The organism is Actinotalea sp. JY-7885, assembly GCF_014525465.1.
Classification (GTDB): domain Bacteria; phylum Actinomycetota; class Actinomycetes; order Actinomycetales; family Cellulomonadaceae; genus Actinotalea.
Genome location: NZ_JACEXH010000007.1, coordinates 1 through 11,641, shown reverse-complemented (window position 1 = coordinate 11,641; position 11,641 = coordinate 1). Strand labels below are relative to the sequence as shown.

Sequence of the window (11,641 nt, the reverse complement as noted above, 5' to 3'; positions counted from 1 at the left end):
CCCGGATGGTCGCACCGCCCCTGGCCGCTACCCTGGACCGTCGTCCCCAGCAGAACGAGGAGAAGCTCCGTGGAGTACCGCGAACTGTCCGTCCCCGGCGCCTGGGAGATCACGCCCCGTCAGTTCGGTGACCCCCGGGGCGTCTTCCTCGAGTGGTTCAAGTCCGCGCCGTTCGCGGACGCCGCCGGGCACGCGTTCGACCTCGAGCAGGCCAACCTCTCGGTCTCGGCCGCGGGCGTCGTGCGGGGGATCCACTTCGCCGACGTGCCTCCCGGCCAGGCGAAGTACGTGACGTGCGCCAAGGGCGCCGTGCTGGACGTCGTGGTCGACATCCGGGTGGGCTCCCCCACCTTCGGCACGTGGGACGCCGTGCTGCTGGACGACGTCGACCGCCGGGCGATCTACCTCCCCGAGGGCCTCGGTCACGCGTTCATGTCGCTCGAGGACGACTCGACCGTCCTGTACCTCTGCTCGGCCGGCTACTCGCCCGGCCGCGAGCACGGCATCCACCCGCTCGACCCCGAGGTCGGCATCGACTGGCCGACGACGGCCCGTGACGGCAGCCCGATCGAGCCGCAGCTCTCCGACAAGGACGCCGTCGCGCCGTCGCTGGCGCAGGCCCGCGAGCAGGGCCTGCTCCCGACCCAGGAGGACGTGGACGCCTACCTCGCGACCCTGCGTGGCTGAGACGGGCGGCGGGGCGGACGGCTCGACGGGCGTCGTCGCCGTCGTCGTCACGTTCCGGCCGGAGGTCGGGCTGACGTCCGCGCTGCTCGCCGCGCTGGCCCCGCAGGTGGACCGCCTCGTCGTGGTCGACGACGGCAGCCCCGCCGCGACCGTGTCCGCGCTGCGCGAGGCCGCCGACGCGTGCGGTGCCACGCTCCTCGCGACGGGGAGCAACAACGGCATCGCGGCGGCCCAGAACGCCGGCGTCGCGTGGGCGCGCGAGCACGGCGCCCGCGCCGTGCTCCTCTCCGACCAGGACTCGCTGCCGGCCCCGGACATGGTCGCGCGGCTGCTCGGTGGACTGGCCGACGCCCGCGAGCGCGCCGCCGCCGGCCGCGGGAAGCCCGTCGCCGCCGTCGGCCCGGTGACGATGGACGAGCGCAACACGGGTGCCGCGCTCCTCTTCTCCGACCACCGCTGGGGCCCGCGCCGGGCGACGGTCCCTGACGCGGACGGCGCCCTCGTCGAGGCGACGTTCCTCATCGCGTCCGGCTGCCTCGTGCCGATCGAGGTCCTGGACCACGTCGGACCGATGAACGAGGGCTGGTTCATCGACCACATCGACCTCGAGTGGGGCCTGCGCGCCCGCGCGGCCGGGTACGGGCTCTACGGCGTCGTCGGCGCCGCGCTCGCCCACTCCCTCGGCGACCGCACCCAGCGGATCCCGGGTCGCGAGCGCGACGTGCACATCCACTCGCCCGCGCGGAACTACTACATGGCGCGCAACACCGTGCTCCTGATCCGTTCCGGGCTCCTGTCGGCGTGGTGGCGCTGGGGGTATGCCGCCTGGATCACCAAGTACGCGGTCTTCTACGTGCTGGCGGTGCCGCCGCGCGCGCGACGCGCACGGCTGCTGGCGCGCGGCCTGTGGCACGGCGTGCGCGGTCGCGGCGGTCGCCTCGCAGACACCGCCCGCGCGAGGAGCGGGGCCGCATGACCCGGGCCACGGTCCTGATGCTGGCGTACGGCGCCGAGGAGTACCTGCACGACGCCGTCGCCGCGGTGCTCGCGTCGCAGGGCGTCGAGCTCGAGGTCCTCCTCGTCGACAACGGCTGCACGTCCGACGCCGTGCGCACCCTGCCGACGGACCCGCGCCTGCGCGTGCTGACCCCCGAGCGCAACCTCGGGTTCACGGGCGGCATGAACCACGCCGCCCGGCACGCGCCGGCCGGCCCGCTCGTGCTCGTCAACAGCGACGCCGTCGTCGCGCCCGACGCGATCGCCGCGCTGCTGGAGGCGCTCGCCGAGCCCGGGGTGGGCATCGCGGGGGCGTGCGTCGTCCTCGCGGACCGGCCCGACGTGGTGAACTCGGCCGGCAACCCGCTGCACGTCCTCGGCCTGTGCTGGGCGGGCGGGCTCGGTGACCCGGTCGAGCAGCACGCGGTCCCCCGGCCGGTGGCGTCCGCGAGCGGCGCGTGCCTCGCGGTCGACCGGTCGCTGTGGGAGGAGCTCGGCGGGTTCCCGGCCGAGTTCTTCGCCTACATGGAGGACCTCGAGCTGAGCTGGCGCACGTGGCAGCACGGGCGCACGGTCCGGTACGTGCCCCAGGCTCGCGCCGCGCACCACTACGACTTCGGCAGGTCGCCGCTCAAGATGTACCTCCTCGAGCGCAACCGCCTGCTCTTCGTGCTCACCGCCTACGGCGCGCGCACTCTGGCGCTGCTCGCCCTGCCGCTGCTCGCGTTCGAGGTGGCGCTGCTGGCGGTCGCGGTCGCCCAGGGCTGGGGGCGGCAGAAGCTGCGGGGCTGGCGCTGGCTGGTGACCCACCCCGGCACCGTCGCCCGACGCCGCCGCCTGGTCCAGTCGTCCCGGACCGTGCCCGACCGCGATCTGGTCCACCTGATGACCGTCACGTTCGACTCCTCCCAGATGCCGCTGCCGCCCGCCGCGGCCCCGGCCGAGGCCGCGCTGGCGCTGTGGTGGCGGCTCGTGCGGAGGTGGGTGTGAGCACCGCCGTCCCGTCCGGCGACCCGCAGCGGGTGGTGGTCGCCGTGGTGACCGCCTTCCGGCCCGACGAGCGCCTCGCGGAGGTCGTGCGCAGCGCCGCGGACCAGTGCGACCGCGTGCTCGTCGTCGACAACACGCCCACGGGCGAGCCCGGGGCGCAGGACCGGATCGGCGACGTCGTCGGCGTCCAGGTGGAGCGCAGCGGCCGCAACCTCGGGCTCGCCGGCGCGCTCAACCTCGGGTCCGGCCTGAGCCGAGACGCCTGGGCGCTGCTGCTGCTCGACCAGGACTCCGCCCTGCCCGCGGGCGCGGTGGCCGCCCTGGCGCGGCACCTCGAGCGCGAGCCCGCCATCGGGGTCGCCACGCCGGTGCCCTGGGACGCCGGCGCGGGCCGGTACCTGGACCCCCGTGCGGCCCGACGCCCCGAGCTGGCGGACCTGGTCGTCGCGATCACGTCCGGCATGCTCGTGCGCCGCACGGTGCTCGACGCGGTCGGACCGTTCCGCGAGGACTTCTTCGTGGACGCGATCGACCAGGACTTCTGCCTGCGCGTGCGGCGCGCGGGCTTCCGCGTGGTGCAGGACCGGACCGTCCCGCTGCCGCACAGCCTGGGCGAGACGCGCTGGCGCGGCTGGGGACCGCTGCGCCTGCGCTCGACGCAGCACCCGACGTGGCGGCTGTACTGGGCCGCGCGCAACGCCGTGGTGCTCGCGCGGGAGAACTGGCGGCGCGAGCCCGTGTGGGTCGCCACGTCCCTCGCGCTCCTCGGGTACGTCGCCGTGACCGTCCTGCTGTTCGAGCCGCCGCGCGCCGCGCGGCTGCGTGCCATGGCGCACGGCCTCGCGGACGGCTGGGCGGGCCGCACGGACCCGGCGCAGCGGCCCGGGGGCCCGGCGTGAGCGCGTCCGGCCCCGGCCCGGATCCCGTGCCGGAGGGTGCTGCGGCGCCCTCGCCCGCGGGAGCCGGCAGCTACCGGCGCGACGCCCTGCTCGCCGGGGTCTCCCGGATGGCGCCGCTGGGGGTCCAGCTGGCCGCGACCCCGCTCGTGCTGGCGTCCCTCGGTGAGGGCTCCTTCGCGGCGTGGGCGCTGATGATGACCACGATCAACCTGCTCCTCACGGCCGACCTGGGCGTCGTCGGCATCATGCAGCGGTACCACGGCGTGGCCCTCGGCCGCGGCGACAGCGCCCTCGGCGGCCGGATCACGGCATCGGTCCTGCTCATGCTCGGCGCCCTCCTCGTCCTGGTCACGCTCGCCGGGCCCCTGATCGCGGACGGCGTGCTCGCCGTCGTCGACTTCCCGCCCGACGTGCGGGACCAGGCGCGGCTGCTGTTCCGCCACGCCGGGACCCTGGCCGTGCTGCAGCTGCTCGCCCTGGCCCTGAGCAGCTACCTCGCAGCGCACAGCCGGTTCCTCGCCGTCGCCGGGCTGAGCATCGGGGCGCGTGCCGTGCTGGCGCTCGGCATCGCCGTGGCGCTGCTGGGCGACCACGGCCTGCCCGGGCTGCTGCTCGCCTCCTACGCGGACGCCGTCGTCGCCGTCCTTCTGGGCCTGTGGCTGTGCCGGCACCACCTGCGTCACGACGTCCGCCGACCCACGGACCGCGCCGAGACGAGCGACCTGTGGGCCTACGCGTGGCGCAACCAGGCGAGCGCCCTGGGCTTCGTCGCCCAGCGCGAGCTCGACGTGGTCCTGGCCGGGATCCTGCTGCCGACCGCGGCCCTGGCCAGCATGTCGGCCGCGGCGCCGCTCACCGCGGCCGTCTGCCTCGCGCCGTCCGTCCTGCTCACGCCCCTCTTCACCCGGCTCAGCGTCCAGGCGGGTGCCGACCCCGCCGGGCTTCCGCGCGCGGCGGCCGACGCCGAGCGCGCGTGGTTCGCCCTCGCGCTGCCCTTCGGCGCCGTGGTGCTCGCGGTGCTCCCGTTCGCCGCGGCCGCCTGGCTCGGGCCCGAGCTCGTCGACGTCACCGAGGTGACCGCGCTCCTCGCGGCGGGCTTCCTGCTGACGCTGGTCACGTCCGTCCGCGCGATCCTCGTGCGGGCCGCCGGGAGGCCCGGCCTCGAGTCGCGCTCCTACGCCGTGTACGCCGTGGTCAAGATCGCGGCCGGCTGGGCTCTCGCCATGACGTTCGGCCTCCTGGGCCTGGCGGCGGCCGGCGTGCTCGCCGCCGTCGCGGCCATGGTGGTCCTGCGCCGCGGTGCCGGCGCCCTGATGTCCGGGGGCCCGTCGGCGGCGCCCGCCCGTTCGACGTGGCTGGTCTCCGGTGCCGTCCTCGTCGTGGCCGGTGCGGCGTCGTGGTGGGTGAGCACCGCCGTCGACGGGCGCTGGGCCGTCCTGGGCCTGCTCGTGGTGATCGGCGCGGCGGCCGGAGCCACCGCCCTCGCGGCGTCGAGGCGCCGGTCGCCCGGTACGGCCCCACGGTAGTCTGCAGCCCGTGCCGCCCGACCCGCTCCACCGCCTGCTCGTCGTCATCCCGGCCTGGAACGAAGAGGACTCGCTCCCGGGCGTGCTCGCGGAGATCGACGCCGTCCGTGCCGCCGAGCCGGGGCTGGCCGGCCTCGACGTGCTCGTCGTCAGCGACGGGTCGCGCGACCGCACGGTCGAGGCGGCGCGGGCGCACGGCGCCGCGGTCCTCGACCTGCCCATCAACCTCGGCGTCGGGGGCGCCATGCGGGCCGGGTTCAAGTACGCCTACCGCAGGGGCTACGACGCCGTCGTGCAGCTCGACGCGGACGGCCAGCACGACCCTGCCGCCATCCCGGACCTGCTGCGCACCGCGCGCGCCGAGCACGCCGACGTCGTCATCGGCGCGCGCTTCGCCGGGGCGGGCACGTACACCGCGCGGGGCCCGCGCCGTGCCGCGATGCACGTGCTGTCGGTCGTCCTGTCGCGGGTCACCCGGACCCGGCTGACGGACACGACGTCCGGCTTCAAGCTCGCCGGCCCCCGCGCGCTCCCGCTCTTCGCCGCCGAGTACCCCGCGGAGTACCTCGGCGACACCGTCGAGTCCCTCGTCATCGCGGCGCGTGCCGGCCTGGTGGTCCGCCAGGTGCCGGTCGCGATGCGGGCCCGCCAGGGCGGCACGCCGTCGCACGGCCCGATCAAGGCCGCGGTCTTCCTGCTCCGGGCGCTGCTCGCCCTGCTGATCGCGCTGACCCGGCCCACGAGCCGCCTCACCCACGCCCGCGTCGCCGCGGAGGAGAACCCGTGAACGGCTACACCACTGCCCTCGTGGCCTCGCTGGTCACCGTCGGCGCGATCGTCTTCCTCATGCGCTCGCGCCGGATCCGCGAGAAGTACGCGGCCGCGTGGATCACGCTCGCGTTCGCCGTCGTGGTGCTCGGTGCCTTCCCCGACGTGCTGGGGCACCTGGCGCGCTTCCTCGGCGTGCAGACTCCCGTGAACCTGCTGTTCCTCGTGAGCGGCCTCATCCTGCTCATCGTCTGCGTGCAGTTCAGCGTCGAGATCTCCCAGCTCGAGGAGGAGACGCGGACCCTCGCCGAGGAGATCGCGCTGCTCCGCCGCGACGTCGAGGAGGGCCTCGCCGCCGTCCGTGCCTCGTCCGGGGAGCCCGGGCCGGCGGCCCCGCCTCAGCCGTAGAACGCCTCGAGCACCAGGAGCAGGCCCAGCAGGTTGAGCCCCACCATCCCCGCCGCGATCGCGATCATGACCGCCGGGGCCGGGAGGCGACCGCGCCCGAAGCGCTCGGCGAGCAGCGCCGGGGCGGCGAGGAACGCGGGGACGGCCAGCAGCGCGTAGCGCCCCTGCAGGAGGTCGTGCTGCCCGGTGGACGCGTAGTAGACCCACGCCGCCGCGTACAGGGTCGCCACGATCCCGACGATCGTCACCGTGACCATCAGGAGCCGCACGTCGACGGGCAGCGGGCCGCCCGGGACCGCAGCGGTCCGGGGCCCGTCGCCCGCGCCCGGTCGGGCGCCCGCCGCCCGCGCCCGCCACCCTCGCAGCAGTGTCACCAGCGCGACCACGGCCCACGCCGCGAGGCCGAGTGCGAGGAGCACCAGCCCCCAGAAGATCACCGACTGCACCGCCGTCGGGAGCGGGATCCGGACCCAGCCGAAGTTGCCCCACAGCTGGTTGGCCCACACCGTGCGCAGCGCCTGCTGCCCGCCCCCGAAGTTCGTGAGGAGGAAGTCCCGGACGGTCTGCCCGGTCGCGCGCTGCTCGGGTACCTCGGAGGTGTTGAGCTCCAGGCGCGCGGCGTTGAGCGTCCAGAGCCCGTAGGTCAGCAGGAAGCCGAGCACGACGAGGCCCGCCTCCCCGGCGAGGACCCGCAGCGAGCGCTCGCGGAAGCGGACCTTGCCGACGAGCCAGCCGACCCCGAGCGGGACGGCGCACGCGATCGCGAACGGCTTGCCGAGCAGGGCGGCGCCGATGACGACCCCGGCGAGCAGCGCGAGCCGCGGTGCTCGCCCGCGGGCGGCCAGCTCCAGCCCCACGAGCAGCGCGGCGAAGCCGGCTGTCACGACCCACCCGTCGTTGTTCACGATCGCGAACTGGTGGGCCACCATCGGCTGCATGACGCCGGCCACCGCGAAGGCGCCCTGCGCGGCGCCGCTGGCGGGGAAGAGCCGCCGACCGATGAGCACCAGCAGCACCGCCGCCGCGGCACCGAGCAGCACGCTCCAGAGCCGGACGAGCGCGATCTGGCTGAGGATGTCGTCGCCGCCCGCCTCGTACAGCGGCACGCCGGGCAGGTAGTAGAAGGGCGCGTACATGCTCCCGGGGCCGCCGCCACCGCCCGTCGGCGAGAGGTCCTCGACCTCCTCGAGCGTGCGCTCCTCGCCGCCCGGCGAGTAGTCGGGCCGGTCGCCCGGCGTGGTCGACTCGACGTTGAGCGCCTCGATCGTGCCGTGCAGGCGCTCGCTGAAGATCTCCCGGTTCTCGACGTGGCCCGGGAACTCGCCCTCCTCGGCGAGGTGCTGGACGTAGGCGAAGTGCGCCGGCTCGTCCATGCCCTCGAGCGCCGGCACCGCCGCCGACCAGATCAGGCCCCGCACCACCGCGAGCAGGGCCACCAGGACGACCAGCGTCCGCGTCGAGCGCAGGGCCAGAGGGCCGAGGGAGACCAGGGCGCCGAGGAGCACGACGAGCCCGGCGAAGACGCCGGCGCTCCCCCACGCCGGCCCGTACGCCGCGAGCCGCTCGAGGGTCCTGCCGATGTGGTCCCACTGGTGCGGCTGCGGGTCGTACTCGGGCCGCACGGCCGCGCTCAGCGTCTCGTCCTCCACCCCGTCCACGATCACGGGCAGCGCCTCGCCGTCCGGCGCGCCGGCCCACACGACCGCGCCCTGACCTGCGCCGTCGTCCACCCGCTCGACGACGAGGTCGAACGTCTCCCCCTGCGAGTCCTCGAGCGGTGCGAACTCCAGCACCTGCAACCGGCCGCTGTCGGCGAGGTCGGAGCACGCCCAGTCCCGCTCCGCGACCTGCGGCCCCGTCCCGGGCTCGGGGCCCGGCTCGCGCTCGTGCAGCGAGATCTCCAGGTCGCACTGCGCCGAGCCGAAGTAGGTGCCGAAGGTGACGTAGACCGCCGCGAGCCGGTCCTCCGTCGCGACGAAGGGCTGGACCAGCGGCTCGCCCGGCTCGAGCTCGGGCAGGACCGTCGTGGTCGTGATGTTCGTCGTGGTGTCGCCGACGACCTTGCCGCCGGGCAGCGCCAGGAGCGCGACGACCAGCGCGACGAACGCCACGAGGATCGCCACCGCCGCCGTCCGCCGACGGCGCCCCGAGGTCGCCACCGCCTGCTCCGCGGGGTCACCCGGCGCCGGCACGCGCGGTGTCGTGCGGTCCGGGGCGCCGAGGTCGGTGGCAACGTCAGAGCGCTCGTGCGCCATCAAGGTCCTCTCACCTGGGGCGGGGGCGGTCGCGCGACCGCGTCCGCGGGCAGGGCAGGGCAGGGCAGGGCAGGGCAGGGCAAGCCTAGGCGACGGCGACCCCCCGGCCCGCTATCCGGGCGGGCGTCCTGGGCGCCCGGAGCCCGGCCGCGTCAGTGGAAGTAGCCGACCGCGTCGAGGATCAGGTGCGAGGTGCCCTGGTCGTTGTAGAGGCTCACGCGCCCCCCCGCACCGACCGGGACGACGACGGCGTTGGCCTGGGTCCTGCCGCTGCCGCTGTTGACGTCCGACGTCGGCGTCAGCGGGAGTCCTGCGGGCCACAGCCGCGCGTGCGTGACCGGCGCGCTCTGGTTCACCGCGGTGAGGGTGCCGGCCACGGCCTTGGCGTTCGCGGGGACCTGGCCCCCGGTCACGAGGACGGACCGCACCTCGCGGGGGCCGAAGGGTGCGCCCGAGCGCGTGTCCAGCAGCCGCGAGGGCTGGATGGGGGTGAACAGCGTGCCGGTCACCACGCCGGGCTGCGCGTACCACCCCACGACGTCGACGACGGCGTGCGCCCCCGCCCCCTTGAGCGTCAGCGAGATCTTGCCGTCGACGACCGGCACGACCGCGCGGTTGGCGACGTCGGCGCCGGGGGCGAGGTTGACCGTCGAGGTCGCGGGCAGCGCGCCCGAGCCGTACGCGACGACGTAGCCGTTGCCCGACGCGCGGGTCGAGGTCACGTTGACGGTCACGGCGCCCAGCGAGGACGCGGGCACGCCGAGCACCGTCGCCACGTCCACCACGCGGGTGGCGCCGTCGGTCAGCGGTGCGCCCGACCGCGAGTCGAAGGCTCGCACCGGGTCGACCGGGGTGAACCGCGCGGAGCCGCCCAGGTCGGTCGTGTAGTAGCCGAGCACGTCGACCAGGTAGTGCGTGGTCCCGGCGGCGTTGAAGATGCTGATCTTGCCGTCGCCGCCCACGCCGACCGTGACCATGCTGGCCTGCGTCCGGCGGGCGTCCGTGTTGAGCACGGAGGCCCCGGGCATCGGGAGTCCCGCGGGCCAGATGCGCAGGTGCGTGTCCGTGACGGCCCCGACGGCGGTGACGTTGAGCACGACGGCCGTCACACCCGACGTCGGGACGCCTGCCCGGCCGAGCACGGTGACGTCGGCGCGCTGGCCGGCACCGAGCGACTGCACCGTCGTCCTCGTGTCCACGAGCCGCGTCGGCGTCACGGGCACGTAGCCCGCGTTCGCGACGAGCGGCACCGCGGCGACCGGGGGCGGGTCCGCCGGACGGCGCACGGTCACCGTCGTGCGGAACGGCGCCGTGGTGGCGCCGGCCGCGTCCGTCCCGGTGAGGGTGAGGTCGTAGGTCCCCGGTCCGACGTAGGCCGGCTCACCCGCGGGGCGCGGGGCGTAGGTGCCGAACCAGGTCGCGTTGAAGCGCTGTCCCGCGGCGGCGGTGCCCGTGGTCGTCAGGACGGTGCGGCGGCTGCTGCGGTCCACGACCGAGAGCGTCCACGTGAGGGCGGTGCTCGCGGTCGCCCCGATGCTCATCTGGGATCCGTGGTCGATCGTCGTCGCGGAGACGCCGACGCCCTCCAGCGTGGGCGTCGTGGACCGCGGCCGCCACCAGCTGGACAGGAGGCCGAACGACGGGCTGTTGATCGTGGCGTTGCCCGTGCTGCACTCGACCCGCGCCCTCGTCACCCGGCCGCCCAGCTCCCCCGAGCCGGTGCGGCTCACGACGACGAGGTTGCGCAGGGTGCCGCCGGACGGGCAGGACTGCGCGACGCGCGAGACGCTCAGCGTGCCGGACCACCGGGTCTTGTCGTCCCCGGGCGCGGTGCCCGACCAGGGATCGGCCTTGGAGACCTGGTACGGCAGCGTGCTCGCCGTCGTCCATCCGCCGTTGGACGAGGAGAACTCCGTGAACGCGACCTTGCCGCCGTAGGTCTGGATGCGCCCGGCCGTGGCGGCGATGGCCGCGTTCGTCGACGCGGCCTCGTAGGACGTGGTCAGCGACCCCGCGGCGTTGGCCGCACCGCGTCCCGAGTACACCTGGCACGCGGTCGTGTCGCACAGCGCGCTGCCGTTCATGACCTTGTACCAGGCGTACGAGCGCGCCGCGACGGACTGCGCCTGCAGCGCCGCCGGTGCCCAGCTCGAGGGCGACTCGCGCGGGACGACGCTCTTGAGGTAGTCGTCCATGGGCAGCGAGTTCGTGAGGTTGAAGCCGACGCCGCTCGTCGGCACCACCCGCAGGTCACCGCGGTACCACGTGCCGCTCGTCGCCGTCGGGGAGGCCGCGACGACCATGCCGTACTCCTGCTGCGACTCGAACCGCAGCGTGCCGGTGTAGGTGCGCGTCTCGGTCACCGCGCCACCCGGGACCGAGCGCCGCTGCGCCGTGACGCTCTGCCCCGAGACGGTGACGGTCCAGCGGCCGGGCGGGAGGACCTGCTCCTTGTTGATCTCCCCCATCCGGATCGGGCGGTTCTCCGGGCTCCACACCGTGACCGACGTGGTCGGGGTGTACGCGGTGAGGGCCACCGTGACGTACTGGCCGGCGATCGTCCCCGGCGTCGTGCCGGGGTAGTAGAAGGCCAGGATCTCGTCAGCCGATCGCCCCTGGAGCCCAGCACCCTGGGCGCCCCACTGCGACATGCCGCGGCCGTGGCCCCAGGCGCGGCCGTCGACCGTCCACTGGCCGGAGGCGGGTGCGGGGTAGACCTCCTCGGCGGCCGTGGCCGTGGGGGCGCCGGCGAGGCCGACGAGCCCGGCGGCCAGCAGGGCTGTCGCGGTCACGGAGGCGAGGACTCGACGCAGAGGGTGCACGGAGGTCATTTCGTCAGGCGCTGGGCGCAGATGAGGACTCGGGCGGTCCGGACGCCTCGGTTCAGGCGCCCCGCCGGGCCACCTGCACCACCTTACGGACGAGCGCGGTCGGGCCACCGGCGCGCAGCACGCGGCGCGCCGCCACGAGCCGCTGACCCACGGGGGTGCCGAGCAGGGAGGCGCGCAGCCCGCCCTCGCCCGCGCGCGGCAGGCCCGGGTGCGGCTCGAGCCAGCCCTCGACCGCGTCGAGCGGCTCGTCGTCGAGGACGGGCTCCCACGCGCCGGCCTCC

Annotated in this window: 10 protein-coding genes; 7 read left to right on the top strand and 3 right to left on the bottom strand. The window is 75.4% G+C overall.

Features of this window, described 5'->3' with window-relative positions; genetic code table 11:
* Positions 1-69: 69 nt before the first annotated feature.
* The 7 genes from IDM29_RS01645 to IDM29_RS01615 are packed head-to-tail and all read left to right on the top strand — an operon-like array spanning position 70 to position 6,274.
* Complete coding sequence (locus tag IDM29_RS01645) at positions 70-687, top strand: dTDP-4-dehydrorhamnose 3,5-epimerase family protein (RefSeq protein ID WP_188037121.1); 618 nt, start codon at positions 70-72, stop codon at positions 685-687.
* Positions 680-1,663 carry a glycosyltransferase family 2 protein gene (locus IDM29_RS01640; protein ID WP_188037120.1) on the top strand — a complete coding sequence of 328 codons (984 nt, stop codon included), beginning with the start codon at positions 680-682 and terminating at the stop codon, positions 1,661-1,663. Before IDM29_RS01645 ends, IDM29_RS01640 begins: the two co-directional genes overlap by 8 nt.
* Positions 1,660-2,673, top strand: coding sequence for a glycosyltransferase family 2 protein (locus tag IDM29_RS01635; protein WP_188037119.1), 1,014 nt, complete (start codon positions 1,660-1,662; stop codon positions 2,671-2,673). Before IDM29_RS01640 ends, IDM29_RS01635 begins: the two co-directional genes overlap by 4 nt.
* Positions 2,670-3,572, top strand: coding sequence for a glycosyltransferase (locus tag IDM29_RS01630; protein ID WP_188037118.1), 903 nt, complete (start codon positions 2,670-2,672; stop codon positions 3,570-3,572). Before IDM29_RS01635 ends, IDM29_RS01630 begins: the two co-directional genes overlap by 4 nt.
* Positions 3,569-5,098 (top strand): lipopolysaccharide biosynthesis protein, encoded by a 1,530-nt coding sequence (locus IDM29_RS01625; RefSeq protein ID WP_182111766.1) that lies wholly within the window; start codon positions 3,569-3,571, stop codon positions 5,096-5,098. The genes IDM29_RS01630 and IDM29_RS01625 overlap by 4 nt, the downstream gene beginning before the upstream one ends.
* A 10-nt stretch (positions 5,099-5,108) precedes the next feature.
* Positions 5,109-5,885, top strand: coding sequence for a glycosyltransferase family 2 protein (locus IDM29_RS01620; protein WP_182111767.1), 777 nt, complete (start codon positions 5,109-5,111; stop codon positions 5,883-5,885).
* Positions 5,882-6,274 (top strand): DUF2304 domain-containing protein, encoded by a 393-nt coding sequence (locus IDM29_RS01615; RefSeq protein ID WP_182111768.1) that lies wholly within the window; start codon positions 5,882-5,884, stop codon positions 6,272-6,274. The genes IDM29_RS01620 and IDM29_RS01615 overlap by 4 nt, the downstream gene beginning before the upstream one ends.
* Here IDM29_RS01615 and IDM29_RS01610 read toward each other — a convergent pair.
* The 3 genes from IDM29_RS01610 to IDM29_RS01600 form a co-directional block, all read right to left on the bottom strand.
* Positions 6,265-8,529, bottom strand: a complete 2,265-nt coding sequence (locus tag IDM29_RS01610; protein ID WP_188037117.1) for a DUF2142 domain-containing protein — start codon at positions 8,527-8,529, stop codon at positions 6,265-6,267. The two genes, IDM29_RS01615 and IDM29_RS01610, sit on opposite strands and share 10 nt — an antisense overlap.
* Positions 8,530-8,681: 152 nt before the next feature.
* A complete protein-coding gene (locus IDM29_RS01605; protein WP_182111770.1) occupies positions 8,682-11,321 on the bottom strand; it encodes a SpoIID/LytB domain-containing protein in 2,640 nt (879 codons plus the stop codon).
* A gap of 91 nt (positions 11,322-11,412) precedes the next feature.
* The coding region (locus IDM29_RS01600) for a hypothetical protein (protein WP_188037116.1) at positions 11,413-11,641 on the bottom strand (229 nt) is incomplete at its 5' end.